Below are 25,783 nucleotides of genomic sequence, written 5' to 3' on the forward strand. Positions count from 1 at the left end.
TGTGTAGAATCTAAGGCGTGATTGTAGCACACTCAAGGCACTTTGTCTATATTAGCCTCTGCGCCTTATCTCAAGTAAGGAAAAGTAATGCAAAAGCCCAAGCCCATTAATAATTGCTCTCTTGCCATTTTCAAGCCTAATCGTCCAAGAACGCAAATAATCATCATTCCTCCTAGGTAAATCAATACCTATTTCAAAGTCATTATGAAACACACCCTCAAATCCAAGCTTATCGCATAATTGCAGTGCTGTTTCCCTACTATGCATATTCCAGCCAGATTCTAAATGCTCACTCTTAGTGGCACGAGCTTTGATAAATACATCAAGCGGATAGGGGTTGAAACCAGCCCAAATATACCCCCTACCATTTGGGGCAATAAGGGAACAGAAATGCTCCAAAGGCTTGCTTAAATCATCAAAGATCCCTATGACACCATTTAAAAACACAACATCAAATTGTTGTTTTGGTAACCCCTTTCCACTTGCTATATCCCCCTGCCATAAGGTTGGTATAGGCTTATTGCGTGATTGAAAATCTGCCCTTGTCTTTTCAAGCAAACTTGGCAAAATATCAATCCCAAAAAGTTGAGATTCAGGGAAAATCTCACTTAGATAGTAAAGAAAATCCCCATTTGAACAGCCAATATCTAAAATACTTTTAGGGAAATTTTGAGATGAAGGCTTTTTAGTATTTCACCCCCCCCCCCCGCAAGATTCTAGCACTACATTTGCTATGTATTTAAAGCTTTCTTTAACATTGTCCTTATGGCTTTCACTCGCATAAAACTCATCGTGAGTTCGCTTTGTCTCTACTGACATTTTTTACTCCTTTTGTCCTATAAACATATAATGATGCGAACTTCCCTCGCTATTATATGGCTCATACAAGTCAAATGCCCTATACTCGCCAATATACAAGGTTTTAAAAGGAGCAAAGATAATCTTTAGCTCACTTTCATCATTCACAAACCTAATATAAGTCCGCTCATTTAGCCTACCGCTTAAAGTTACTTCACTTAGCCCATTTTCAAGCTCTTTAGTGATACATTTACCATAGCCATTTTGCCTACTCATCATCGTAAAAAAGCAGATTCCACCTTTTCTAGTCATAGAATATAGCTCATCAACCTGCCGCCTTAAGTTTGCATTATCTAAGTAATACAAGCTTTGATTAGCAAAAACCACATCAAATTGAGTATCAAATAAGTTAGCCACGCTTTGATTTGGCTCTATAAGCTTTGCCCTTTGTCCCATAATGCCTTGAGCTTGAGTTATTGCCTCTTTGATAATATCCACACCATAAACTCTAAAGCCCTTGCTTTGAAAATATTCAGCGTGTGTGCCATTCCCACAACCAAAGTCAAATACTTTCCCCGAAGTCAGTCCCAACTCATATTTTAAAATCCGCTCATAAAAGCGTATAATATGCCCTTCAGGGTATCTAACACCATAGCCCTTAGCGTATTTTTCGTTATAAGCTGCTTTGGAATCTAAACTTTGCGTTGTCTCTTTGGCACTTTTAAGGGAGTTTGCTTCTTGTGCTTGCTCACTACCGCTTAGGTAGCTTCTCGCACAAGAATCTTCACAACCCTTAAAATTGCCTAAAGATACTTCCGCATCGCTGCTTGAGAGATGGCTATTTAAGGAGTTATCCCCCCCCCCCCCCGCACATAAAGTGCTAGGCATTACTTTATTGTTTTCCATAATTTGATCCTTTTGTTTGTTTTTTAAGATTCCCATACAGGGTTTTTTAACACCCAACGCCCAAAGCTATCTTTTGTGAAAATATCACGATTGTAGAATCCATCTAAAATCTTCCAAAACTCACTCTCTCTATATCCCGTGAATTTGCAAAAATCTTCTACCGCTTTTGCATCAAGATTATGATCCCTTTGCTTGACAATCTCCACTGCCTCATCGCGACTCATCATTCCATAGCGGATAAATCTCGCCGCATAGTCAGTTGCACAGGCGTGTCCAAATTTAGGATATTTCATCCACGCGTGAACAAGATATGCCACAGAATCTACCTGATCAAAGCTCTCCGCACACATTGTCCTATCCCATTCTCCAACCAAGTCATGGAAGCCGCGGGATTTAGCAAAAATATAGTTTGAATAGGAATTCCAAGGAATAAAATAAGAAAGATAAATAGGGTCTAGCTTACTAAAAGCAGTGGGGGGGGGGGCAATAGTTAATTCAAGGTCTTTTTTTGAAAGATTTTCATCAATAAGTTCTTCTAATGGTATATCACTTGCCACACCATTGCTTAAAATTTCTCTCGCACTATATGTCTCTTCACTATCGCCACCACCATATTCATAGCTTACATTCTCGCCATACACAAGCAATGGTGTATTAAACTTCAACGCCATATGGATAGGATAAGTATATATTAGCCTATCTATAAACCAAGTGGGCTTCCCATATTTTTCAAAAGTCTTACGCATAAGGGCTTTTTGTGTCCGCAAATCCGGCTTTAGCGTTATAAGATGACAGCCAAAGGCTTCGGAAATATTGCGTAAATTATGCCTACCTGCTTCAGTCATAGAAAAATTATCTTCCACTGAAAACAAAATAGGATTCATACCCATTACTTCTTTCATCATATAGGTTTGAAAGTGTGAATCTTTCCCACCACTCACAGCAATCGCACAATCCCAAGAATCTCCATTACACCCACGATACTTATCGCATAGCTTTTTAAGCTCCTCAAATCGTGCTTCATAATCCACCTTTTGCTTACGCTCGTGATTTTTACACGGCATACACACGCCATCACTATCAAATGTAATACCCGGTCGCGTATCAGGCATTACACACTTCTTGCAATACTTCATTTGCACTCCTTTAAAATTAAGATAGGCAAAAATTATATCACACTTTGCGTTTTTTTTGTTAAAAATTGCTCAACTACCCAAATATTGCCTTAGCTACTTCATAGCTTTTTCTAAGAGAATCTAAGCCACTATACACTTCTAATGTATAAATTTTTTGACTATGATGAAAAGAAACAAGGGTGGGCAAAAACTCACTCTCCATACTGATGTACTTATTTTCATCACTTAAACTATTATTATCGCTCAAATGGATATAATCCGCCACCCTAGCACAGCCTTTTAACTCACTCATAAAATCCCTATCCATTGTATAAGCACTCACTTTCAAATGCCCCACATCAAGTAATAATTTACAATCAATAGAATCTTGAAGTTTAAGCAAATCCTCCAAGCAAAGTAGCATAGCCAAATCCCAAGTGCCATACTTGTTGGCATACGCAGTAGAAATAACATTATTTTCAATATACAGGGTAATCCCAAGCCTTTTGGCACTACTATCTAATAGCTTATAGCCCTTGATAAACTGCTCTATCGCCTTATGTTTATTATAGATTCTATGTTTATTTCTTAGCTCCAAAGCACCCAGTTCATTTGAATGCAGTGGCAAAAAGAATCCAGCGTGAAAGCCAAAATGAGCACTTCCAAGCTTATGACTATACTCCAAAGCTGTATGCAAATGCTCCAACGAACGCTCAAACACAGCAGAATCCAAACTCGCAAGATTAATGACAAAATCACCATTTTTAGGCGGGGGAAAATAATTATGACACGCAAATTGCAAATTATATTTTTCTTTCAATTCCAGTAAATCTTCTAGAATTTGCGGATAATACTCACTACCACCAGAAAGCTCAATACAGCCAAATCCACTCTCTGCAAGTGTTTTTACACTTTGCTTAATGTATTGAGCCTTGATACAAGAACTTGATACATAAATCATCTTTTACCCCTTTACTCTTACTTCAAATCAAACATAAGCCTTCCCCTTAAAAAATAAACAAACATAAATCAAGATTCACTCGTAAAAATATTCAATACAGATTCTACTCCGCACTAAGCAACGCAAAAAGCGTATCACTCGCCCCAAGAGATGCTAAAGTCTGCTCATACGCACACTTGAGTAACTCATTATCCAAAAACTCACCCCACACCTTATGCCCAGCTGGTTTATTGTGGGAGAGCCAGTAGAGATGATTTGAAAGAGAGTATCTCTGCACACATTTAATAAACTCCACTTTCAATCCTGCCAATTTAGCCAACTTCTCAAGTGTATGAGGCGTAAATAAATACAAATGCGCACTCCAATATGTAAAATCAGCAAACGCCTCACTCTTATAGATTCTAAGCAGGGCGTCATTCGCATTTGGCACTTCAAGGATAATCTTGCCACCTTTTTTCAAGTGTCGTTTAAAAGTCTTAAGGAACTCAATGGGATTTGCTAAATGCTCCAAACAATGAAAACTTGTAATCACATCAAAGTTCTTATGCGTATCCTCTATGCTTACATAAAGTGGAATCTGCTCTCTCTCATACACGGGGGCTACTTGAGATTCTAGCTCCACACCACATACAGAATCTGCCGCTTCTTTTGCTAGAGTCAAAAATCCCCCATATCCGCTTCCAAAGTCGCAAATCTCCTTACAAGCAATCATATTTTTCACAAATTCATATCTCCTTTTTGCATCTTCATCATTAGCAGCTAGGTTTCCCCCCCCCCCCCGACAAGCATTTGTATGCGTTCATCGTGCATTTTGCCTTCTTTATAAAACGCTTCATTCGTCTTATGTGAATCCAAATACACAAGCCCACATTCCAAGCATTCCCATACGCCAATGCTCTTATCATCACGCACACCATTATGAATCCTGCTCCTTTTATCACTTCCGCATAAGTAACAACTCTGTATCATCAAAACTCCTTTAAAATTGATTGAATGCTTGAGCTAATATCCTCAAGGCTTCTTAGCGATTCATAAGTTGGCAAATTAAAGCCAAGTTTAGAAATCTTATGTGCTACCGGTGTGGGCTTTGCATATTTTGCATACAGGGGCATATCACTTAATGGATAGAAAAAATTTCGTGAATCAATACCATTTTTCTTTAACTCCTGTATAAACGCATCTTTATTCTCACCGCGAAATAAAAAACTCGCCAACCAAGTGATTTTCTTTCGTTTTGGCAAATGAGCTTGAGGGATAATCAATGAGCCTAGAATCTGCTTATACTGCTCCTCATATCGTGTGCGATGATATAAAATCTCATCAATGCGTTCAAGCTGTGCTAGTCCTAGTGCGGCTTGAATATTTGTCATACGATAATTAAAGCCAACTTCGCTATGCCAATATCGCTTGTGCTTATCCATTCCGTGATCACGCAAGATTCTCATTTTCTCACTCAACGCCTTGTCATTACACACGCACATTCCACCTTCCCCTGTGGTAATGACCTTATTCCCAAAAAATGAAAAGCACCCCACATCGCCAAAGCTCCCCACCTTTTTGTCATTAAACTCCGCTCCGTGAGCCTCTGCACAATCCTCAATCACATAAAGTTTATACTTTTTAGCACAATTCATAATCGCTTCCATATCGCATACTTGCCCATATAAATGTACAGGGATAATTGCCCTTGTTTTTGGCGTAATAGCAGACTCTATGGCTTGTGGAGAAATACACCAAGAATCTTCCTCAATATCTACAATTACAGGCGTAGCACCAGCCAACAAAACAGCATTAATCGTAGCAGCAAAAGTCAAATCAGGCACGATAACTTCATCGCCTTGCTTAATTCCAAGAGAATGGAGTGCTAAGTGCAAAGCCACCGTGCCATTAAACACACTCACCCCCTGTCCCACTCCACAATATGAAGCAAATGCCTCCTCAAACTGCGTAATATAACGCCCACTACTTGAAATCCACGAACTAAGAAAGGCATCTAAGAGATAATTTAGCTCATTGCCGTGCAAACTCGGTGTTGCCACAGGATAGAATCTTTTTTTACTTGAATAATAATCCACCAAAATATGCGATGTATCCACAATGGGAATGAGCCTAAACTCCGCTAATTTCGCATTATCAATCACATCATTTTGTAGCGTGTAATAATATTCTTTTTGTATAATGGATTTAGCAGGACTTTGCAGACTTAAGCCCTTAAGCAATCCCCTGCGTATATCCCCATCGCTTATCACACCTTGTAACTTCATAGCAGAATCCACCACAAACGCAACGCCCATTGTATTTTGATTGATACAAGACATTGCCGTAAAAATACTCGCCTCATAATCAATGCAAAACTCGCTCAATCCTAAACTTCCCACTTTACTATTCAACTATTTCTCCTTGAGAGCATTGGCAAGTTATGAAAAGTCAAATTTTCATAACTAAATATGAAGTTTGTTTGCGATAGACAAGGCATTTTTTCTTAAGATAAATTCAGTTTGTTTTTGCTAGAATGTGCCTCCAAAACCTAAAAATAGGCATTGTGTTAGTTATGAAAATTTGACTTTTCGTATCTTAATTTCACTCTTAAGGACATATTCAAAAACTATGCAAAACATCAAACAATTATCCGTTTTTTTAGACACAAGCATTCAAGATGCGCTAAAGATTTTTGGCACTTATGATGGTGTAAGACTACTTGTTGTCAATGATAGAAATGGCAAGTTTTTAGGTATTTTGACTGACCCAGATATACGCAGGGGATTGCTTAAGGGTTTAAGTCTGCAAAGCCCTGTGGAATCTATTATGCAAAAGTCCCCCATTACCGCAAGTATCAAAGATTCTAAACAAAAGCTTATTGGGCTTTCAGCACGATATAATATTTATGAGATTCCGCTTTTAGATGAGAATGGCAAAATCGTGCGGATAGAATCTATTGCTTCCTTGCTAAGAACGCCAATTTTTGATAATCCCATTGTGATTATGGCAGGGGGCTTGGGGAAGCGTCTTAGACCTTTGACAGATTCTATCCCAAAGCCTATGCTTAAAGTCGGCTCAAAGCCGATTTTACAAATCATTTTAGAGCGATTTAAGGCTCAAGGCTTTAGTAATATTATTCTTTGTGTGAATTACAAATCACATATCATTGAAGATTTTTTTGGCGATGGGAGCAAGTTTGGATTATCTATCCGCTATGTCAAGGAAGAGAAAGCTCTAGGCACAGCCGGGGCATTAAGCCTGATTGACAACATAGGAGAAAAGCCGTTTTTTGTGATGAATGGCGATATTTTAAGCGATATAAGCTTTCAAGCAATGCTAGAGTTTCATAATGAGCGTGGCTCACACGCTACAATGGGTGTGAGAGAGTATAGCTATCAAGTGCCTTATGGCGTGGTAGAATGCGAGGAGAGCAAGATTCTTAACATCATAGAAAAGCCCACGCAAAGTTTCCTTGTGAGTGCGGGAATCTATGTGCTAGAGCCGCAGATTCTGCCCCTTATCCCCAAGGATTGCTTTTTTGATATGCCTAGCTTATTTAATCTTATTTTTAGCCAAGCACACTATAATTCCCACTCGTATTTAATCACTGACTATTGGATTGACATCGGTCGCCACGAGGAATACGAAAGAGCTAATAGCGAATACACAACATAAACCCAAAGGAGTTTTTTATGAGCACGAATTACCGATAAGATGACTACTACTTCCACGAAAACGAATACCATAAACAAGTTGATGCTTTTAGATTTGGCAAACTTCTCTCACACTATGAGATATACAAAAAGACCATAGGGATTCCGGGCGATATAGTGGAGTGTGGAATCTTTAGAGGTAAGTCGTTTTTCCAAATGGCTGGATTTAGAGATGTGGTGGAGAATCCTTACTCAAGAAAGCTGATTGGCTTTGATATTTTTGGTATGTTCCCACCTACAAACTTTGAAGAGGATAAGCAGATTCTACAAGACTTTATTGATGCTTCTGGTGGGGAGAGTATAAGTATAGATGAGATGCACACTGCCTTAAAGGCTAAAGATGTGAAAAACTATGAGCTTGTCAAAGGCGATATCAATCAAACCGTGCCGCAATACTGCAAAGACCACCCCGAGCTTAGAATCTCGCTCCTGCATATTGATGTTGATGTGTATGAGCCTTGCGTTACGATTTTGGAAAATCTTTATGAGCGAGTAACGGGGGGGGGGGATAATAATGCTAGATGATTATCCTTGTTTTCCGGGTGAAGAAAAGGCGGTGGAAGATTTTATTAAAGGGAAAAATATCCAGTTACAAAAGCTTCCCTTTGCTCACGCCCCATCTTTTTTTGTAAAGCCTTTGTGATTTATCACGGGCTTGAAATATGACTTAGATTCACATTTTGTATTTTGATTTTTAGGGAGTTGTTATGAAAAAACCAATCGTATATGTCGTGCATTGCATAGATACAGAAGGACCACTCTATCAAAGCACACAGGCTATTTGTGAGCTACTTCAAAGCACTTTTAAGATTAAAGTAAGCTCACAAGATGAGATTTTAGCATTACAAAAAGGCGATTTTTCACATTTAGCTGGGGGGGGGGGCAACACTAGATTCTAAAGCAAAAGAAGCCATACAAACTTTTTTAGACCCTCATCTTTTACATTCGCACGGCTCTTGGGAGCAAATTGATGTTATGTTAGAATCTATTACTGCTCCGGCATTTCGCAATGTCCTGCTAGATTCTTTTGGTGGAGGCTGGATATATAATTGGTTTTGTATGGACCACACGGGATTTGATGGCTACAATCCACGCAGACGCGATGCAGGCTATCACAACATCTTTGATCATTATGCGGGGTTAAAAAGTGTTACAGATTATGATCATTTAAGCTTTCATTATCACCCTCTGCCTTTCATAGCCGATTATCACGCTAGTGGCACACGATTTTGGGGAAGTAATATTACTGAGATTCTCTCTCGCAGATTGATTGATAGACACTTTTTTCCCTCTACTTTCCGCCCCGGATTCCACACAGAGCGACCTGATAGCCATTTTTTCTTAGAGCAATGGATACCCTTTGATTATGCCAATCAATCTACAAAGGGCTTAGATACTAATCAGCCCGATTGTGGCGATGGACGCTTTGGCGATTGGAGACGAGCTACAACAGAATGGGAAGTCTATCACCCAAGCCACGATGACTATCAGGTAAAGGGTTCTTGCAGACGCTATATAGCACGATGTCTTAATATGTATGCGAGGCTTCGCTGTATTACACAAGATGATGTTAATGATGCGTTTCAAAGAGCCTTAAAAACAAATGATGATGTGATTTTAGCCTTTGACTGCCACGATTACCGCGATATGAGCTTTGAAGTCAATCTCCTACGCGATATGATTAAAAACGCTTCCCTTGCCTACCCGCAGGTGCATTTCAAGTATGAAAAAGCCGATGTAGCAATGAGAGCTGTCCTAAAGCTTGATAAAAAGCCACTAAATCTGCGTTTAGAATATGACTTTTCACACAATAAGCTTCATATACAAACAGATTCTAATATCTTTGGTCCCCAGCCATTCCTTGCCATAAAAACAACGCAAGGACAATACTTCCACGATAATTTTGATTTCTATCAGCCTTATCACTGGACTTACACTTTTGATAGAAACACAATCCCCCCACAAGCAATAGAAAAAATAGGCGTAGCAAGCAACACAAATGCCGGTGTAACGGAACTCATCGTGTGGGATAAAGCCACAAACACACAGAGCAAAACCACACTCAATAATGCATAATCTCACCTAAAGGATAAACGATGAACGAGCAAGACAGACAAGCTTATTGGGATAATTACATTAACTATTGGCTTAAACGCGTTGAAGATTCAAATACTAACACCAACAACGAAGACAAAATGGCTGATGATTCTGTAATGGAAGGCTATATCGCCCTCCTAACAGATTCTCTTAAAAATGAACTGGGGGGGGGGGCAATACACGATTTTAGACTATGGCTGCGGTTTTGGTAGGTCATATCCATATTTTGAAAAGCTCAACTGCTTGTATTATGGCTGCGACATCGCACAATCCTGCATTGACTATATGCTTTCACACTATCCCAACGCACAAGCCCAAAAACTTCTCCCAAATGATTCTATCCCCTTTGAAAAGCAAAAATTTGATGGTATATTTTGCTATGGCGTGTTTGATGCGTGTTTTCAGCATATCACAATTTTTGAGATTCTATCCCGTCTTAAAACCGGCGGTATAGCCCTTATCACAGGCAAAAATAACAATTATTTAGAATCCGATGAAATGGCACTTGTAGCAGAGATTGGTGCAAGGAAAAATAACCACCCAAACTACTTTACAGACACTCCTTTGCTTTTAAATGAGCTACAAAAACGCAAGGTTAAAATCCTGCAATCCCGCTTTTTCTTGGAGAGAAAAGATGGTGCGACTGATACCTACACGACAACTATGCCAGAGCGATTTTATACCTATGCTCTTTTACTACAAGTCCAAGAGAATAGCATTTTAGAGCCTTTTGCACCTTTTAGCCACACACATAGCAAAACCTTTGAGCTAAAAAATAAACATTTATAATTCTTTGCTATAATCCGCCCCTGTTTTACAAAGGATTTATAGATTTTACAAGGGGTGGCAACTCTCGCTTAGAATCTTAAGCTAGAGATAGCAATTTTATATGGCAACACTTACACTAGCACATTCTCATTCTCGCTTTCTCTCCATTATCCCAGCAAGGAGTGGGAGTAAAAGACTGCCTGATAAAAATATAAAGCTTTTATGTGGGAAACCACTTTTAGCGTGGAGTATAGAATCTGCGTTAGATTCTGCTTATATTGATGAAGTGGTAGTTAGCACAGATTCTAGTGTGTATGCGGATATTGCTAAATCTTATGGGGCAAATGTGCCATTTTTGCGTCCAGAATCTTTAAGTAGTGATACAACGACTACTTTTGATGTGTTAGAGCATTGTATTAGATTCTACAAAGAATCTTTAGGGAAAGAGTTTGATTATGTGGTGCTACTTCAGCCCACTAGCCCCTTGAGACAAACTTGGCATATAGATGAAGCGTGTAAAAAAATTATCACAAAAGAGGTAGATTCTCTTATCTCTGTGTGTAAATGCGAACACCCACCATTATGGAGCAACACCCTGCCAGAAAATGAAAATATGAATGATTTTATTCCTAAGTCTGTGCGAGAGATACACTCCCAAGACTTGCCACAATACTACCGCCTAAATGGTACGATTTTCATCGCTAAAACTGAATCCCTACTTGCAAACAAAAGTTTTCTCACGCCCCAAACCATTGCCTATAAAATGGACAATCTCTACTCAAGCGACATAGATTCTGCCCTTGATTTTGCATTTGCTGAGTTTTTGGCTTCACATATAAGAGAGAATATTAACGGGGGGGGGGGCAATACACAACTAAAGCCAAAAATTCTTTATATTCTCCCCACGCCTTTTATCACAGCATTATCACACCGCACATTTTTATCCACCCTAGAGATAGACTCACCAAAAGCAGTCTCAATGGAGGCAGCCTAAATGTCGCTTAAGATTCTTATCATCGGCTATGGCTCTATTGGCAAACGCCACGCACAAGTTTTACAAGAATATTTCACACACACAAACATCACGCTCATTAGCTCCCAAAATCTCCCAAACGCCTACCCTAACCTAGAATCTCTGCCCAATATCCACGCTTTTGACTACTATATTATCGCCTCTCCTACCGCCTGTCATCTAGCCCATTTGAGCTATCTAGATTCTAAAGTCAAGCATAAAAAAATCTTTGTAGAAAAGCCCCTTTTTGAATCTGCCCACAGCTTTACCCCGAGTGGGCAAAATACAATCGTAGTGGGATTTTGCCTAAGACTTCACCCACTCTTAAAGCAGCTTAAAACAATCCTGCAAGATTCTGTTCCCTATGCAGTGGAAGTAGCTTGTGGCTCATATCTGCCATCTTGGCGTAAAGATGTGAATTATCGTCAAGTATATAGTGCGGATAAAACGCAGGGTGGTGGCGTTTTGCTTGATTTGAGCCACGAGCTTGACTATATACAATGGCTTTTTGGGAGCTTCCAAGATGAAAGCCTTGTAGGCTTTAATGGCAAGATTTCGGAGCTTGAGATTTCAAGCGATGATACACTTATGCTTATAGGTAAGACAGAGCAAAATACCCTTATTCAGCTAAACCTTGACTACTTTAGCAAAAATCCAAAACGACTGCTAAGAATCCACACGCCAAGCCAAAGCATAGAGCTTGATTTAATCGTAAATTCCCTTAGCATTACCGACACACAAGGCAATACAGAGCATTTAAACGCCGCATTTGAACGCAATGAGCTTTTTGCGATAATGCATCAAAGTGTGCTAGATTCAGCAGATTTTTCACATACAAAAATCCCAAAAAAACTTTTAGATTCTCTTAAATCCAAAGCTCAGATTCTCCCTACCTTAGAAGAATCTCTCCCCCTAATGCAAACTCTCACAAGGATAAAAAATATGAAACCACATCAAAAGATTCTCTGTGTCATCGGTGCTAGAGGCGGAAGCAAAGGTGTGAAAAATAAAAATATCACGCCCATTGCCGGAAAGCCCCTTATCGCTTATACTATTCTCCAAGCCCTGCAAAGCAGTCTCTTTACACATATTGTGCTTAGCACAGATTCTAAAGAGATAGCCAAAGTCGGCAAGGAATGGGGAGCAGAAGTGTTTTTTCTAAGAGATAAGGAACTAGCAAGTGATACTGCTGGGAAGCTCCCTGCCATACGCGATGCACTTTTAAGAAGTGAAGAGCATTTTCAAACGCATTATGATGTTGTGTTTGACCTTGATGCGACAAGCCCTTTGCGACTTGTGAGCGATATTACACAAGCTTATAGTCAATTTGTGCGTGATGATAATGATATTTTAATCACAGCCGCCCCAGCACGAAAAAGCCCTTATTTTAATCTTGTAGAAATATTTGAAAACAATGGCAAACAACAAGTAGCTTTAAGCAAAACCCCAACCACGCCTATTTTACGCCGACAAGATTCACCAAAATGCTATGATATGAATGCCAGCATTTATATTTGGAAGCGTGAAGCACTGCTTAGTAATGAGAGTGTCTTTACACCGAACACAGGGCTTTTTGTAATGCCAGAATCTAGAAGCGTAGATATTGACACGCCACTTGATTTCGAATTTGTAGAATTTATGCTAAATAAGGCAAACAAGTTAAATCTAACGGGGGGGGGGGGATAGAGTAAATATTTTTGCGCGAGATATAATCTCCCATATAGCCTCCATAAAGGAGGCTATATGATAAAAAATCTCGCTATTATCCCCGCACGAGGCGGAAGCAAAGGTATTATAGGTAAAAATATCAAGCCCATCTGTGGCAAACCTCTCATTGCTCACACGATTAATTTTATAAAACAAATCCCTGCTTTTGACAAAATCATTGTATCCACTGATGATTCTCATATCAAACGCGTAAGCCTTGAATATGGTGCAGAAGTTATTGATCGCCCAAAAGCATTAGCCACAGATACTGCCTTGGCTATGGATTCTATCCGCCACGCTGTGCAAGAGCTAGAATCTAGCGGGGAAACAATAGAGTATATCTATATACTTGAGGCAACTTCGCCCTTGCGTAGAAAAAGTGATATTGTGCAATGTATGGAGATTCTAAGAAATGGTGATGAGAGTGGGGAGTATGATAGTATCGCTACTCTTATGCCATCACACATATCGCCCGGACGAATGTTTCAAATCAATAACAACACCATAAGCCCTTATATTGAAGGCTCTGTGGCGTGGATGCCTCGCCAATCCCAACCAAAAGCCTATCAATGTGATGGGATTCTCTATGGCTTTAGCAATGCCGTTCTTCAAAAGGAAAAAGATTCTAAATCCGCCTTTTTAGGCAAAACCTACCCCTATATCACGCCCTATGAATGCCTTGATATTGATACACTCTTTGAATTTGTCATTATTGAAAAGCTCCTTGAAATGGGCTACCCAGAAAAGCCTTTATCAAGCCTTTAGAGTGAGAAATCTACAATGAAAAGGAATGCAATGAAAAAACCTTATCTTTTAATCACTGGGGCAAGTAGTGGCGTGGGCAATGCTCTTGCACATTATCTTTCCCAAAGATTCCATATCCTAGCCCTAGCAAGACGCAAGAAAAAAATGCAAGAATCCTTTGGCAATAACGCCAATGTAGAGATTATAGAATCTAACCTTGCTTCACTTACAGACCTAAAGCACACACTAGATTCTATTACACAACGCTACAATGAAGTGCTATATATCATTAATTGTGCAGGGACAAACCAGCCCCAAACTCCACTAGAATCACTCAATATGCAGGATTTAGACTATGCCCTAACACTCAATGCAAAAGCTCCTATGATGATTATCAACCACTTTTTGCCCATAATGAAAAAACGCAACTTTGGCAGAATCATCAATGTAACAAGCGGTGCGCCACTGAATTGTGCGGAAAACTTTGGCATATATAGTGGGAGCAAAGCCCTGTTTAACACCCTAAGTGTAACTTTAAGCAAAGAGCTAAAAGATACAAATATTAAGCTTAATCTCCTATCCCCGGACCTGTGCGTTCAGAAATGAGCCCTAATGCGACTTTAGAGCCAAACATCTGCTTTGATATGGTGGATTATCTACTCAACATAGATAAATCTTCTGTCGGCGGGGGATTTTACTGGATTAAATGGCGGGTGCCGCTCTTCCGAGATTTGGAGGGAGTGGAGTGGCTTAAAGGTATTGGCAATCACAAATTAGAAAGGATTTTAGATGAAAACACTCAAGGAATTAGCAAACTTGAAAGGCAAAACCGCTTTGATTACAGCGGGGGGGGGGGGTATCTAGGAATGTCTATGAGCGAATGTGTGGCTGAGCTTGGTGCAAATGTCATTGTGGCTAGTCGCAATAAAACAAAATGTGAGGAGAGTGCGAAATATTTGCAAGATACTTTTGGTATTAAAGCCATAGGCGAAGTGGTGGATATTACAGATACTAAAAGTATAGAATCTCTAGCAAATACCATAGAGCAGGAGTTTGGAGAGCTTGATATTCTTATCAGCAATGCCGCCCAAAGAAAGAAAAATACCTTAGAAAGCATAGATAAAGAGGATTGGCTTTTTGATATGGAGCATTGCTTAAATGGTGTATTTTATCTCATCAAAGCCTTTATACCCATACTTAAGCAAAGCAAGGGTTGCATCATCAATATTGCTTCTATGTATGGGCATATAGCACCTGATTATAGAATCTACAATCGCAACTGCTACACAAATCCACCAAGCTATGGTGCAGCAAAAGCTGGAGTCATACAATTTAGCAAATATTTGGCTAGTTTTTTAAGCCCCTATGGCATTAGAGTAAATAGCATTAGCCCCGGAGCGTTTCCTTATGGATTCACAAATGATGATGAAGAATTTATGCAAAATCTCTCAAGCAAAGCTATGCTTAATCGCATAGGTGAGCCTGATGACTTAAAGGGTGCGGTTATGCTCCTTGCAAGTGATTTAGGCAAATTTATTACCGCACAAAATATCTGCGTTGATGGAGGGTGGAAAGAATGGTAAAGCAAATAAAACTTGGCTTAATCGGCTTAAGTGAGGGGAATGGACACCCCTACTCTTTTTCTGCCATTATTAATGGCTATGACAAACAAGCAATGCAAAAAAGTGATTGGAGCGTGATTTATAACTATCTCTTAAAATGCGATAAGCAGGATTTTCTTAACCGCAATGATGTGGCTATCACCCATCTTTACACACAAGATAAGCAAGTGAGTGAAAATCTCTCCCGTGCGTGTAAGATTCCATATATTGTAAATTCACTTGAAGAATTAGCTCTAGCCCCCATTGATGGAGTGATTCTCGCGCGTGATGATTGGCAAAATCACAAAGCAATGGCAAAGCCATTTTTAGAATCTCATAAGTTTGTTTTTATTGACAAACCTTTAAGCCTTAATATGCAGGATATAGCTTATTTTACACCATTCTTAGAGCAAAATAGGCTTATGTCTTGCTCAGGTATGCGATATGCTAGGGAGCTAGATTCTATCCGCAAAGCCATAAAAGAAGATGGGGAATCTATACGCTTTGTTGAAGCAAGTATTGGCTCTGCGTGGGATAGATATTTTATCCATTTGATAGATGCCATTATGGGACTCACCCCCTTTAAAGCTACGCATATTGAAGTGATGAGGCTAGATTTTTGCGTGAGTGCTTTGATACAAACGCAGAGCTTTCATATCCAGCTTAATAATATCAATGCCTCTTTTCAGCCCTGCACCCTTACTATCACAACAGATAAAAATCGCTATACCATTACACTAAGCGATAATTTCAGTGCGTTTAGACGCGCAATGGGACATTTTGTAGCCCTTATGGAGGGCGAATCTTTTGACTACCAAAGCACCTTAGAAGCGATGGATATCTTAAGCCAAATAAAAGCTAAACTTGAAAAAGTAGGCAATTTAGCTGGGGGGGGGGATAGACTAAATTCTTTTGTAGATTCTCCTACCTTTTTTGCCCCTACTTTTTATCAAAGCCTTTTTGTATCCCATTCTTTTACTTTTGTTGATTGTTTCATCTCCACTCATTCTTTTGCCCCTGTGGCTCATCTCTCTTTTGCGGAGGTGGCATAATGTATCAAGGACATACATTTCTAGCCATTATTCCTGCAAGGAGTGGAAGTAAGGGATTGCCTGATAAAAATATAAAGCTTTTATGTGGGAAACCACTTTTAGCGTGGAGTATAGAATCTGCGTTAGATTCTGCTTATATTGATGAAGTGGTAGTTAGCACAGATTCTAGTGTGTATGCGGATATTGCTAAATCTTATGGGGCAAATGTGCCATTTTTGCGTCCAGAATCTTTAAGTAGTGATACAACGACTACTTTTGATGTGTTAGAGCATTGTATTAGATTCTACAAAGAATCTTTAGGGAAAGAGTTTGATTATGTGGTGCTACTAGAGCCTACGAGTCCTTTGAGAGAAAAAGGCGACATAGACAAAATGATAGAAAAGCTCATCGCAGAAAAAGCAGATTCTATCTCAAGTATTGGCGAAGTCAAAGAACACCCCGCCATTTTAAAGAAAATCACAAATAATCGCCTCCATACCTTTATGCCTAGCCTCCCCAAAACTACACGAAGACAGGATAATGAAACCCTTTACTTCCCCTATGGCGTAGCCTATATTGCTAAAACTACCGCCCTTTTGCAAGAGCAGACATTCTACACGCAAAACTGCACCTTTTACACCATCTTGCCCCATCAATGCTACGAGGTTGATGACTTATGCGACTTTATCTGTATAGAGGCGATGATGAAACACTTTTATCCAATTCAACACAAGGAGAAAACAATGGAAAACAAAATCTTAGTTATTGGGCTAGGCTCAATGGGAAAAAGACGCGTGCGAAACTTAATCGCACTAGGGCTAAAGGATAGAATCTTAGGCTTTGATGTGCGTGAAGACAGACGCAAGGAAGCAGAGCAAAAATACAGCATAAGCACATTTGATACTTTAGAATCTGCTATGCAAAGCCACAAAATAGAGATTTTTATCAATTCCACACCGCCACATATCCATATGCAATACGCTGAAATTGCCGCAAAAAACAATATCCACTGCTTTATAGAAGCCTCTGTCGTGGAAAAAGAAAGAATCTTAGCCCTCTCTCAAAGGGAGAATCAAAACACGCTCATACTGCCTAGCAGCACGATGTATCACACACCGATGGTAAAGCACATTAAACGCTTAGTGGAAAATCAAACCATAGGCAAGATTCTAAACATCAACTACCACACCGGGCAGTATCTACCTGATTGGCATCCGTGGGAGGATATAGGGGATTACTATGTGAGCCGCACGGATACGGGAGGGGGACGAGAGATTGTGCCTTTTGAGCTTACTTGGCTTTGTGCTATCTTTGGCAAAGTGAGTGCCATAGGCGGAATGTATGGGAAGCTTACCGATATGAACGCCCCTATTGATGATATGTATCACTGCCTTTTGCAATTCACAAGCGGAGCGTTACTAAACCTTAGCATTGAAGTGATTTCTGCTCCAAAGGCTACAAGAGAGCTTAGAATCTTAGGGAGCAAGGGCATTATCAAATACACTCAAGATTCAAATATTCTAAGCTTTATAAACGCTGATATGAGTGATTGGGAGCATATACACTTTGATACGGGCACTATTGAAGCACAATACATAAACCCCGAAGAGCCATATATTGAAGAGATGAAAACATTCCTTGAAGCCATAAGGCAAAATAACCCCACCCTTTTCCCCAACTCACTAGCACGGGATTATGAGATTTTATCACTTTTAGAAAATATTGAATCTCAAAGTAGGCATTTAGGTAGAGATATAGTAGCCGCCCCCCGCAGGGCTTTAGGAGCTGAAGCGGGAGAGAATAATTTCACACAAACAAGCACAACAATCCCAAGCGGAAGTATTTTTGAAATAGAATCGGCGTTTTCAAGTAAGACAACAAGAAGCTTACTCGGCGTAAGTGCCGCAGTTGGCGAACACAGAATCGCCGATTCTAGCCAAAAAGACAACGCTAGGCACAATAGCGATGAAAATATAATGGGGGGGGGGGGCGATAAATGAATCGCCCTACAAATATCTTTCTCAATTCCCAAATGGATTCAAGACACAATCCCAAATTTCAAAAAGCTCACGCACCGCCTTAGAATCCCCTAGCCTATGCTACTTTGATTCTATCTCTTTATGGGGTAATGCTAGAAATATCATAGATTCTAGCAAATGGGCTGCATAATGTATCAAGGACATACATTTCTAGCCATTATTCCTGCAAGGAGTGGAAGTAAGGGATTGCCTGATAAAAATATAAAGCTTTTATGTGGGAAACCACTTTTAGCGTGGAGTATAGAATCTGCGTTAGATTCTGCTTATATTGATGAAGTGGTAGTTAGCACAGATTCTAGTGTGTATGCGGATATTGCTAAATCTTATGGGGCAAATGTGCCATTTTTGCGTCCAGAATCTTTAAGTAGTGATACAACGACTACTTTTGATGTGTTAGAGCATTGTATTAGATTCTACAAAGAATCTTTGGGAAAAAGCTTTGATTATATCGTGCTACTAGAGCCTACGAGTCCTTTGAGGGTGAAAAATGGCTCTAAAAATATAAGCGACATAGACAGAGCCATACAAATGCTCTTAGCTCATAAGCCGCCCAAAGAATCTAAAAAGGCTGAAAAGTCTCAAGCACAAGCACAATCAATAGTCGGTATATCGCTCACAGAGGGGAGCAACCCAGCCTTTTTAGTCCGGCTAGAAAATGGCTTTATCCGCCCGTATGAAAATATGGACTTTAAGCCCTTGCGGCGGCAAGAGATTAAGCCTGTGTATTTTTTTGAAGGCAGTTTGTATATCAGTAGCACAAAGGCATTGCTAGAGCATAAGGGCTTTTATCATCATCTCACACTTGGCTTTGAAATGCCTAAATGGCAGAGTTTGGAGGTTGATGATATTGATGACTTTGCTATGGTGGAAGCTATGGCAGAACGATACAAGGAGAGATTATGAAACATAAAATTACACAAGATAGCTACCTATCAGCCGCACAAATGGATAAGCAAAGCACAAAAAACTACTTTGCTAAATCTATCAATAAAACAGAACAGCAAAAAGCTTTAGAATCTTTGCTTATAGATTCTATAAACAAAGGGGAGTTAGATGAGAGTGCTCCTTATAGAATTGCAGATTTAGCTTGTGGTGGTGGGACTTTAAGCTATCATCTATCTAGCTTTTTTCCTAATGCGAGTTTTGTGCTTTTGGATTATAATGAAGATGGATTAGAATTAGCAAAAGAGATAAATGCTGAATCTAAAGATAGAATGGAATTTATACAAGGGGATTTAAGGGATTTACCTTTGCAAGATTCTAGCTTTGATTTGGTGTTTTGTTGGGGAGTGTTTTTAATATTCAATGAAAAAGCCCTGCAGCCCATTATCAACGAAGTGCATCGTATCTTAAAGCCAAAGGGCAAACTCTATGCTTCTAGTCTTTTTAATACAGAATTTGATGTGGATATAGTCTGTGATTTTAAAGACTTGACAAGAGAATCTGGCAAGGCTGGAATTTGGGGGCGATACACGACCTTTAGCCTCCCTACAATGCAAGGCATATTACAAAACTACAATGCTTTTACTATCCACCCCTTTATGCCAGAGATTGACTTCCCACGCACGACACACAGAGGCATTGCCACATATAGTGTGAAAGTGTTACAAGATTCTCATCTTATCCAAGTAGATGAAAACTTTGGCGGTGCGTTTGTAGGAGAGACAAAGAGCGATGAAAATATGAGTGCCCCCCCCCCGCAGGGGACTGAAGCGGAGGAGAATGATTCAAGCAAGATAACCCCAAGCGGAAGTATTTGCGAGGAAAAATCGCTGCTTTCAAGCGAACAAGCAAAGAGTTACCTAAGCGGTAATGACGCCGCTTGTGAGCGTAGAATCAGCGATTTTAACCGCAAAGACAACGCTAGGTGTAACCCCACAAGACTGCAAATATCCGCAGGTATGCTAATGAATTGGGGGGTTTTAGAAGCGACAAAATAGCTTAATCCCATAAAGAAAGGCGTAAAAATGTAGAGAGAAACAAAGCGGTTTCAGCCACGCAAAAGACGAGCCACAAAGCGAGGCGACAAAGCAAGTCGCAAAAGACAAGCCGACATAAAAACGGCTCAAACAAGACACACAAACCAGCCTTCCAAGATTTGAGATGAGAAAGCTGCGTTTTGCGAATGAGATGTATTAAACATACATCGCAGTGAAGCAAGATGAAGCAATCGCGGCTTTATCGCTCAAAGCTGGAGGCTAAAAAGGAGAATTTAAAATGAACTATCAAGAGCAATTACTCAAAGCCATTCCCGGTGGCGCCCATACATATTCACGCGGATACGATCAATACCCTAGCAACGCACCGCAGATTCTCAAACGCGGCAAGGGGGCGTATATCTATGATGAAAATGAAAATGAATTTTTAGACTATGGTATGGCTTTAAGGGCGGTATGTATCGGCTATGCTGATGAGCGTGTAAATGCCGCTGCTATAAGGCAGATTGAAAATGGCAATAATCTCACACGCCCTTCACTCATAGAGCTAGAAGCCGCTCAAACGCTGATTTCTGCAATAGATTCAGTAGATATGGTGAAATTTACCAAAAACGGCAGCACCGCTACAAGTGCAGCAGTCAAACTCTCTCGTGCCTACACGGACAGAACGCTCATCGCACGATGTTTAGAGCATCCATTTTTTAGCTATGATGATTGGTTTATCGGTAGCACAGAAGTCAAACGCGGTATCCCACAAAACATACAAGATGACACGCTTGTATTCCACTACAATGACATAGCCTCACTTGAAGCCCTTTTTGATAAGTATAAAGACAAAATTGCCTGTGTGATTTTAGAACCTTCAAATTTAGAACACCCAAGGGATAACTTCTTGCAGAATGTCCGTGAGCTTTGCAATAAAAATGGGACGGTGATGATTTTAGATGAAATGATTACAGGCTTTAGGTGGCATATTAAGGGTGCGCAGCATTATTATGGTGTAACACCTGATTTATGCACCTTTGGCAAAGCATTGGCAAATGGCTTTTCAGTGGCAGCAGTGGCTGGAAAAAGGGAGATTATGCAATTAGGCAGTATTGAATTTAGCGGAAGTGAGCGGGTATTTTTACTCTCTACCACACACGGGGCAGAGATGTCCCCACTTGGTGCGTTTATAGAAACATATAGAATCTTAAAAGAAAACAATGTCGTTGATTATCTATGGGATTATGGGCGAAAACTTGTCAGCGGTATCAATCAAATCGCTAAAGATTTGGGGATTGAGAAACATTTTGTCGCCACAGGCGTGGAATGTCAGCCCTATATCCTTACCTTTGATGAAAAAGGAGAATCTAGCCTAGCATTCCGCACACTCTTTTTACAAGAGATGATTAAACATAAGATTCTATTCCCTTGTATTGCGATGAGTTATGCTCATAAGCAAAAGGAGCTTGATTACACATTAGAGGCAGTGGCAAAGAGCCTTGAAGTGTATAAAAAGGCATTGCAAAATGGCGTGGCAAACTACCTTGTAGGCGATGTAGTGAAGCCTGTGTTTAGAAAATACAACTAAAGGAGAAAACAATGGAAGAAAATTTTTGCTTAGAGGTTACGACAATCTGTGATGCAAACTGCATTATGTGTCCGCGTGATGAATATCCATTCCGCTTTAAGACTATGGATTGGGAGACCTACAAACTTTGTGTTAGTCGCTTAAAAGAGCATTTTAGACAAACAGGGGGGGGGGCAGACCATAGGCTTTGGCGGTTATGGTGATATTTTTATGTGTAAAAAAGAAATTCTTTTGCAATATATGCAATATATCAAAGATGAAATCCCGAATTGCAAATTGCAAAGCTCTTCTACTTGCAATGCTATCACCGAAGAGAAATTGCCCCTGCTAGAATACCTTGATGTCTTGCGTGTAAGTATGTATGGTATGGATAAGCAAACCTATGAGAGTGTGCATAAGGGCAGTGTGAAGTTTGAACGCGTATGGGAGAATATCCATAGAATCTTAGACTATCCCAAGCGTCCCTATCTTAGCTTTAACTATGTGATTTTAAAGCAAAATAAACATCATATAGAGCAGTGGAAAGAGTATTGGGAAAAAAGGGTTGATAAGATTCAAATATGGAAACCCCATAATTTTGGTGGATTCTACGATACGCTTGAGTTGCAGGGCTTAAAAGATAGCATAGAGATTAAGCCTTTCACCGAAGCCAAAGACCACCCAAAATGCAATAGAATCTATGGTAGAGATATGATTATTAGAGAAAATGGCGAGGTGAGCCTATGCTGCTTTGACCCACATAGAAAGTTTATTATGGGGAATTTACACACACAAAGCTTAGAGCAAATACAAAATGGAGAACCTATCAAAAATGTGCAGAGAATCTTCAAAGAAAATAGAGTGTTTTCATCAAATCTTATCTGCAAGGTATGCGATCAAATCACTGATAGAAGCGATAGCCTTGTGTATAGCAATGCCCCTGTGGAAGTAGGCAAGACAAATAATGTCGCTAAACGCGTTAATAAAAATCAAAAGGAGTAACAAATGCAAAAGAACATAACGCAAGACAATTATCTACGCACGATGAAAGCAGATAAGAATCTAGCAAAAGATTATTACGCTAAATCTATCAATAAAACAGAACAGCAAAAAGCTTTAGAATCTTTGCTTATAGATTCTATAAACAAAGGGGAGTTAGATGAGAGTGCTCCTTATAGAATTGCAGATTTAGCTTGTGGTGGTGGGACTTTAAGCTATCATCTATCTAGCTTTTTTCCTAATGCGAGTTTTGTGCTTTTGGATTATAATGAAGATGGATTAGAATTAGCAAAAGAGATAAATGCTGAATCTAAAGATAGAATGGAATTTATACAAGGGGATTTAAGGGATTTACCTTTGCAAGATTCTAGCTTTGATTTGGTGTTTTGTTGGCAGACTTTGAGCTGGGTGGATAAAGAAAACATTAGTCGTGTTATGCAAGAGATTGTAAGAATCTTAAAGCCTAAGGGGCGATTGTATGCTTCAAGCTTGTTTAACACAGAGTTTGATGTGGATTTATACACGACTATTTGCGATAGGACTCGCCCTTCAAGCTATAATGAAAACAATCCCAAAAAGCCATTCACCAATGGCTACTACAATACCTACTGCAAACAAAGCATTATAGATATGTGTGATGGTGTGCGAAGCCTTGAGATTGTGCCATTTTATCCACAAATAGATTTTAAACGCGACTTTTCACAAAGGGGCATAGGGAGCTTTACTCTAGCTATTGATAACACAGAATCTAACTTTGCTTTTGGGCATAACAGCGAAGATTATATAACGGGGGGGGGGGGCGAAACATAACTCCATTTCAACCATCTCAAGTAGCCACCACACAGCCCGATTTGATAGAATCTCATCTCACACAATCCCATATTATAGAATCCACAGCAACACCTCGCCTTACCATTTCTGCGGGAATGCTACTCAACTGGGGGATTCTCATCATTATCAAATAAACACACATATAAATATACGCAAGGGGGCAATATGACTGCCCTGCTCCCTTTTGTATCCGCACTTATCCATAAGCAAACAGATTCACTCTTTCCGCTTGAATATAACCAAAACCTTATAGAATCTGCTGACTTGCTTATCGCAATGGAGCATTTTGCCTCTTGCTTAACGCACATATCTGGCAAATACTACACACAAGCCCTAAGTCAAAATGACTTCTACCATAGCGATAAATATGCTGTATTTCTCTACTACCTAGCAAATACGCTTTATCGCCATAATAAAATTGATTGTGCTACGCAGATATATTGCTTAAATAAGGCATTGCATAGCGTTGATATGTTTTATGAAGTGAAGTTACCTAAGATTTTTATGCTTACTCACCCTGTAGGGAGTGTGCTAGGCAGGGCAGAGTATGGTGATTATTTTTGTGCGTATCATAATTGTGGCGTTGGCTCTAGCAAAGAAAATGGCATTACGCATTATCCATCTTTTGGGCAGGGAGTGCTGATGTATGGGGGTAGCAGAGTGATAGGTAAATGTAATGTAGGAGATAATGTCATCTTTGGGGCAAATACCTTTATCATAGATACTGATGTGCCGAGTAACAGTATTGTTGTAGGCTCTTATCCCAAGCATAGAATCTTAGTAAGCTCACACAATGTGCTAAGGGATATTTTTGGAGTGGATTCCACTCTATAAGGAGGTGTCATTAAAGCTGAAACTAGAATCTTTTTAACTCAAATTTTCAAAATCTTAAAAAACAAAAAGGAGTAAAAATGGAAACCATAACAGGCTGTAAAATATGCGGATTCCCTATGGAGTATCGCCCAAATCTTTATGTAGAAAATGGAATCTGTGGGGCGTGTATCAACGCTAAGGCAAAAAAACATATTGACTTTAAAGCAAGGCAGGAGTGGCTTACAAAGCATTTGGAGCAGAGCAGACAATTAACTGGGGGGGGGGCAGTAGATAAAAATAGTTATGATTGCGTTATTGGTGTGAGTGGTGGGAAAGATTCCCATATGATTGTAAAAAGGCTTATACAAAATCATAATGTCAAAAATCCCTTGCTGATTACCACTTATGATGAATCTACTCGCACACAAGCAGGGGCTCATAATCTCAATAATATCGCAGAATTTTTTGATGTAGATCATATCATCTATCGCTACAAGCCTAAAACTTGCAAACAGGAAATGAAAGAATGCTTTGAAAAATATCTTAATCCCTATATGTTGGCTGAACTCCGTTTGGGGAGCTTTGAAAGTGAGGTGGTAAAGATTGCTAGAGCATTTGGGGTAAGAGATGTGTTTTATGGCGAAGATGCGGCTTTTGAGTATGGCAGCACAAAGGAACTCAATATTTTTCACAAACAAAGCACAGATGAGCTGAAGTTTATATTTATGGGAGCGATTTATCCCTATGGCTATGTAGATTCAATGCATGAGGCTAGAAGTGTGGGATTTAAGGACTTGCAAGACTTCCACGAATGGTATAGGCAAGGCTCTGTGGAGCATTTTGCACAAATTGATAGTATTGGCTATATGGTGCAGTATTGGTGCAAATTTGTAAAATTTGGCGCACAACGCACAACTGATATGGCGACACGCCTTTGTAGAGAGGGGGCTATCACACGAGAACAGGCTCTGCTTTATATCAATGAAGCTGATCATATCCTTGATCCTTTAGCTAAATATGATATTTGTCAAACAATGGGGATAAGTGAATCTCATTTTGATAGAATCGTAGATTCTCACGCAAATACAGAGATTGTAAAAAAAGATGCAAATGGCGTATGGAGACGCATTAAACAAGTGGTGTGATAGCTTTAAACACAATCTCATTTTGCATTTTTTGA

The 25,783-nt window shown here is 39.7% G+C and carries 29 protein-coding genes and 1 pseudogene; 22 read left to right on the forward strand and 8 right to left on the reverse strand.

The genetic code is table 11. The features are described from left to right. Window positions 1-51: 51 nt before the first annotated feature. The 8 genes from HCN_RS06060 to HCN_RS06090 all read right to left on the reverse strand — a co-directional run bounded on the left by HCN_RS06060 (window position 52) and on the right by HCN_RS06090 (window position 6,170). On the reverse strand, window positions 52-654 hold the full coding sequence (locus HCN_RS06060; RefSeq protein ID WP_081495228.1) for a class I SAM-dependent methyltransferase: 603 nt from the start codon (window positions 652-654) through the stop codon (window positions 52-54). Window positions 655-693: 39 nt separating this feature from the next. Then, complete coding sequence (locus HCN_RS12385) at window positions 694-819, reverse strand: hypothetical protein (protein WP_268903735.1); 126 nt, start codon at window positions 817-819, stop codon at window positions 694-696. A 3-nt stretch (window positions 820-822) separates the two neighbouring features. Continuing rightward, window positions 823-1,704 (reverse strand): class I SAM-dependent methyltransferase, encoded by an 882-nt coding sequence (locus HCN_RS06065; protein WP_014666883.1) that lies wholly within the window; start codon window positions 1,702-1,704, stop codon window positions 823-825. A 23-nt stretch (window positions 1,705-1,727) separates the two neighbouring features. Next, window positions 1,728-2,840 carry an N-acetyl sugar amidotransferase gene (locus HCN_RS06070; RefSeq protein WP_041309524.1) on the reverse strand — a complete coding sequence of 371 codons (1,113 nt, stop codon included), beginning with the start codon at window positions 2,838-2,840 and terminating at the stop codon, window positions 1,728-1,730. Between the two features lie 73 nt (window positions 2,841-2,913). Next, window positions 2,914-3,780 (reverse strand): TIM barrel protein, encoded by an 867-nt coding sequence (locus HCN_RS06075; RefSeq protein ID WP_014666885.1) that lies wholly within the window; start codon window positions 3,778-3,780, stop codon window positions 2,914-2,916. Window positions 3,781-3,883: 103 nt separating this feature from the next. Beyond that, complete coding sequence (locus HCN_RS06080) at window positions 3,884-4,492, reverse strand: class I SAM-dependent methyltransferase (protein WP_002956412.1); 609 nt, start codon at window positions 4,490-4,492, stop codon at window positions 3,884-3,886. Between the two features lie 47 nt (window positions 4,493-4,539). After that, window positions 4,540-4,749 carry a hypothetical protein gene (locus tag HCN_RS06085; protein ID WP_014666887.1) on the reverse strand — a complete coding sequence of 70 codons (210 nt, stop codon included), beginning with the start codon at window positions 4,747-4,749 and terminating at the stop codon, window positions 4,540-4,542. After that, window positions 4,749-6,170: an aminotransferase class I/II-fold pyridoxal phosphate-dependent enzyme gene (locus tag HCN_RS06090; RefSeq protein WP_014666888.1), complete on the reverse strand. Its 1,422-nt coding sequence runs from the start codon at window positions 6,168-6,170 to the stop codon at window positions 4,749-4,751. The genes HCN_RS06085 and HCN_RS06090 overlap by 1 nt, the downstream gene beginning before the upstream one ends. A gap of 217 nt (window positions 6,171-6,387) precedes the next feature. Between HCN_RS06090 and HCN_RS06095 the strand changes: the two genes are divergently transcribed. The 22 genes and pseudogenes from HCN_RS06095 (at window position 6,388) to HCN_RS06190 (ending at window position 25,748) form a co-directional block, all read left to right on the forward strand. After that, complete coding sequence (locus HCN_RS06095; RefSeq protein WP_002956409.1) at window positions 6,388-7,434, forward strand: nucleotidyltransferase family protein; 1,047 nt, start codon at window positions 6,388-6,390, stop codon at window positions 7,432-7,434. A 155-nt stretch (window positions 7,435-7,589) separates the two neighbouring features. Continuing rightward, on the forward strand, window positions 7,590-7,997 hold the full coding sequence (locus HCN_RS06100) for a TylF/MycF family methyltransferase (protein WP_231998051.1): 408 nt from the start codon (window positions 7,590-7,592) through the stop codon (window positions 7,995-7,997). Window positions 7,998-8,179: 182 nt separating this feature from the next. Further along, a complete protein-coding gene (locus tag HCN_RS11965) occupies window positions 8,180-8,371 on the forward strand; it encodes a hypothetical protein (RefSeq protein ID WP_014666889.1) in 192 nt (63 codons plus the stop codon). Between the two features lie 76 nt (window positions 8,372-8,447). Next, complete coding sequence (locus tag HCN_RS06105; protein WP_014666890.1) at window positions 8,448-9,548, forward strand: hypothetical protein; 1,101 nt, start codon at window positions 8,448-8,450, stop codon at window positions 9,546-9,548. 20 nt (window positions 9,549-9,568) lie between these two features. After that, window positions 9,569-9,781, forward strand: coding sequence for a hypothetical protein (locus HCN_RS11970; RefSeq protein WP_232501852.1), 213 nt, complete (start codon window positions 9,569-9,571; stop codon window positions 9,779-9,781). Next, on the forward strand, window positions 9,726-10,358 hold the full coding sequence (locus HCN_RS06110) for a class I SAM-dependent methyltransferase (protein ID WP_232501853.1): 633 nt from the start codon (window positions 9,726-9,728) through the stop codon (window positions 10,356-10,358). Before HCN_RS11970 ends, HCN_RS06110 begins: the two co-directional genes overlap by 56 nt. 100 nt (window positions 10,359-10,458) lie before the next feature. Continuing rightward, complete coding sequence (locus HCN_RS10720; protein ID WP_014666892.1) at window positions 10,459-11,331, forward strand: acylneuraminate cytidylyltransferase family protein; 873 nt, start codon at window positions 10,459-10,461, stop codon at window positions 11,329-11,331. Beyond that, window positions 11,332-11,946 (forward strand): annotated as a pseudogene (locus HCN_RS11975) (Gfo/Idh/MocA family protein); the annotation flags it as partial. It lies immediately after the preceding gene. 345 nt (window positions 11,947-12,291) lie between these two features. Next, complete coding sequence (locus HCN_RS11980) at window positions 12,292-13,035, forward strand: acylneuraminate cytidylyltransferase family protein (RefSeq protein WP_041309618.1); 744 nt, start codon at window positions 12,292-12,294, stop codon at window positions 13,033-13,035. 57 nt (window positions 13,036-13,092) lie between these two features. Further along, a complete protein-coding gene (locus HCN_RS06125; protein WP_014666894.1) occupies window positions 13,093-13,821 on the forward strand; it encodes an acylneuraminate cytidylyltransferase family protein in 729 nt (242 codons plus the stop codon). 30 nt (window positions 13,822-13,851) lie between these two features. Continuing rightward, a complete protein-coding gene (locus HCN_RS06130; protein ID WP_014666895.1) occupies window positions 13,852-14,406 on the forward strand; it encodes an SDR family NAD(P)-dependent oxidoreductase in 555 nt (184 codons plus the stop codon). After that, a complete protein-coding gene (locus HCN_RS06135) occupies window positions 14,403-15,383 on the forward strand; it encodes an SDR family oxidoreductase (protein WP_014666896.1) in 981 nt (326 codons plus the stop codon). Before HCN_RS06130 ends, HCN_RS06135 begins: the two co-directional genes overlap by 4 nt. Then, complete coding sequence (locus HCN_RS06140; protein WP_041309525.1) at window positions 15,377-16,453, forward strand: Gfo/Idh/MocA family oxidoreductase; 1,077 nt, start codon at window positions 15,377-15,379, stop codon at window positions 16,451-16,453. The genes HCN_RS06135 and HCN_RS06140 overlap by 7 nt, the downstream gene beginning before the upstream one ends. After that, window positions 16,453-18,432 carry a cytidylyltransferase domain-containing protein gene (locus tag HCN_RS11005; RefSeq protein WP_081495230.1) on the forward strand — a complete coding sequence of 660 codons (1,980 nt, stop codon included), beginning with the start codon at window positions 16,453-16,455 and terminating at the stop codon, window positions 18,430-18,432. The genes HCN_RS06140 and HCN_RS11005 overlap by 1 nt, the downstream gene beginning before the upstream one ends. A gap of 168 nt (window positions 18,433-18,600) precedes the next feature. Beyond that, window positions 18,601-19,374 (forward strand): acylneuraminate cytidylyltransferase family protein, encoded by a 774-nt coding sequence (locus tag HCN_RS06155; protein WP_081495231.1) that lies wholly within the window; start codon window positions 18,601-18,603, stop codon window positions 19,372-19,374. Further along, entirely contained in the window at window positions 19,371-20,411 is a 1,041-nt protein-coding gene (locus HCN_RS06160) for a class I SAM-dependent methyltransferase (protein WP_014666900.1), read from the forward strand. The genes HCN_RS06155 and HCN_RS06160 overlap by 4 nt, the downstream gene beginning before the upstream one ends. Window positions 20,412-20,688: 277 nt before the next feature. Next, on the forward strand, window positions 20,689-21,981 hold the full coding sequence (locus HCN_RS06165) for a glutamate-1-semialdehyde 2,1-aminomutase (protein WP_014666901.1): 1,293 nt from the start codon (window positions 20,689-20,691) through the stop codon (window positions 21,979-21,981). A gap of 11 nt (window positions 21,982-21,992) precedes the next feature. Further along, window positions 21,993-22,184, forward strand: coding sequence for a hypothetical protein (locus tag HCN_RS06170; RefSeq protein WP_014666902.1), 192 nt, complete (start codon window positions 21,993-21,995; stop codon window positions 22,182-22,184). Between the two features lie 7 nt (window positions 22,185-22,191). Then, window positions 22,192-22,962 (forward strand): SPASM domain-containing protein, encoded by a 771-nt coding sequence (locus HCN_RS06175; protein WP_014666903.1) that lies wholly within the window; start codon window positions 22,192-22,194, stop codon window positions 22,960-22,962. A gap of 3 nt (window positions 22,963-22,965) precedes the next feature. After that, window positions 22,966-23,769 carry a class I SAM-dependent methyltransferase gene (locus HCN_RS06180; protein WP_014666904.1) on the forward strand — a complete coding sequence of 268 codons (804 nt, stop codon included), beginning with the start codon at window positions 22,966-22,968 and terminating at the stop codon, window positions 23,767-23,769. 186 nt (window positions 23,770-23,955) lie between these two features. Beyond that, the gene (locus HCN_RS11985; protein WP_014666905.1) at window positions 23,956-24,624 is read left to right on the forward strand and encodes an LbetaH domain-containing protein; all 669 of its coding nucleotides are present in this window, start codon (window positions 23,956-23,958) and stop codon (window positions 24,622-24,624) included. Window positions 24,625-24,701: 77 nt separating this feature from the next. After that, window positions 24,702-25,748, forward strand: coding sequence for an adenine nucleotide alpha hydrolase family protein (locus tag HCN_RS06190; RefSeq protein ID WP_014666906.1), 1,047 nt, complete (start codon window positions 24,702-24,704; stop codon window positions 25,746-25,748). The last annotated feature ends 35 nt before the right edge of the window (window positions 25,749-25,783 follow it).

Origin of the sequence: Helicobacter cinaedi PAGU611 (genome assembly GCF_000284635.1) — a bacterium.
Lineage (GTDB): Bacteria > Campylobacterota > Campylobacteria > Campylobacterales > Helicobacteraceae > Helicobacter_C > Helicobacter_C cinaedi.

Coding starts and splice junctions, on each gene's coding strand:
- HCN_RS12385 (WP_268903735.1), bottom strand. CDS start 819: ATGTCAGTAGAGACAAAGCGAACTCACGATGAGTTTTATGCGAGTGAA.
- HCN_RS06065 (WP_014666883.1), bottom strand. CDS start 1,704: ATGGAAAACAATAAAGTAATGCCTAGCACTTTATGTGCGGGGGGGGGG.
- HCN_RS06070 (WP_041309524.1), bottom strand. CDS start 2,840: ATGAAGTATTGCAAGAAGTGTGTAATGCCTGATACGCGACCGGGTATT.
- HCN_RS06075 (WP_014666885.1), bottom strand. CDS start 3,780: ATGATTTATGTATCAAGTTCTTGTATCAAGGCTCAATACATTAAGCAA.
- HCN_RS06080 (WP_002956412.1), bottom strand. CDS start 4,492: ATGATTGCTTGTAAGGAGATTTGCGACTTTGGAAGCGGATATGGGGGA.
- HCN_RS06085 (WP_014666887.1), bottom strand. CDS start 4,749: ATGATACAGAGTTGTTACTTATGCGGAAGTGATAAAAGGAGCAGGATT.
- HCN_RS06095 (WP_002956409.1), top strand. CDS start 6,388: ATGCAAAACATCAAACAATTATCCGTTTTTTTAGACACAAGCATTCAA.
- HCN_RS11965 (WP_014666889.1), top strand. CDS start 8,180: ATGAAAAAACCAATCGTATATGTCGTGCATTGCATAGATACAGAAGGA.
- HCN_RS06105 (WP_014666890.1), top strand. CDS start 8,448: ATGTTAGAATCTATTACTGCTCCGGCATTTCGCAATGTCCTGCTAGAT.
- HCN_RS11970 (WP_232501852.1), top strand. CDS start 9,569: ATGAACGAGCAAGACAGACAAGCTTATTGGGATAATTACATTAACTAT.
- HCN_RS06110 (WP_232501853.1), top strand. CDS start 9,726: ATGAACTGGGGGGGGGGGCAATACACGATTTTAGACTATGGCTGCGGT.
- HCN_RS10720 (WP_014666892.1), top strand. CDS start 10,459: ATGGCAACACTTACACTAGCACATTCTCATTCTCGCTTTCTCTCCATT.
- HCN_RS11980 (WP_041309618.1), top strand. CDS start 12,292: ATGAAACCACATCAAAAGATTCTCTGTGTCATCGGTGCTAGAGGCGGA.
- HCN_RS06125 (WP_014666894.1), top strand. CDS start 13,093: ATGATAAAAAATCTCGCTATTATCCCCGCACGAGGCGGAAGCAAAGGT.
- HCN_RS06130 (WP_014666895.1), top strand. CDS start 13,852: ATGAAAAAACCTTATCTTTTAATCACTGGGGCAAGTAGTGGCGTGGGC.
- HCN_RS06135 (WP_014666896.1), top strand. CDS start 14,403: ATGAGCCCTAATGCGACTTTAGAGCCAAACATCTGCTTTGATATGGTG.
- HCN_RS06140 (WP_041309525.1), top strand. CDS start 15,377: ATGGTAAAGCAAATAAAACTTGGCTTAATCGGCTTAAGTGAGGGGAAT.
- HCN_RS11005 (WP_081495230.1), top strand. CDS start 16,453: ATGTATCAAGGACATACATTTCTAGCCATTATTCCTGCAAGGAGTGGA.
- HCN_RS06155 (WP_081495231.1), top strand. CDS start 18,601: ATGTATCAAGGACATACATTTCTAGCCATTATTCCTGCAAGGAGTGGA.
- HCN_RS06160 (WP_014666900.1), top strand. CDS start 19,371: ATGAAACATAAAATTACACAAGATAGCTACCTATCAGCCGCACAAATG.
- HCN_RS06165 (WP_014666901.1), top strand. CDS start 20,689: ATGAACTATCAAGAGCAATTACTCAAAGCCATTCCCGGTGGCGCCCAT.
- HCN_RS06170 (WP_014666902.1), top strand. CDS start 21,993: ATGGAAGAAAATTTTTGCTTAGAGGTTACGACAATCTGTGATGCAAAC.
- HCN_RS06175 (WP_014666903.1), top strand. CDS start 22,192: ATGTGTAAAAAAGAAATTCTTTTGCAATATATGCAATATATCAAAGAT.
- HCN_RS06180 (WP_014666904.1), top strand. CDS start 22,966: ATGCAAAAGAACATAACGCAAGACAATTATCTACGCACGATGAAAGCA.
- HCN_RS11985 (WP_014666905.1), top strand. CDS start 23,956: ATGACTGCCCTGCTCCCTTTTGTATCCGCACTTATCCATAAGCAAACA.
- HCN_RS06190 (WP_014666906.1), top strand. CDS start 24,702: ATGGAAACCATAACAGGCTGTAAAATATGCGGATTCCCTATGGAGTAT.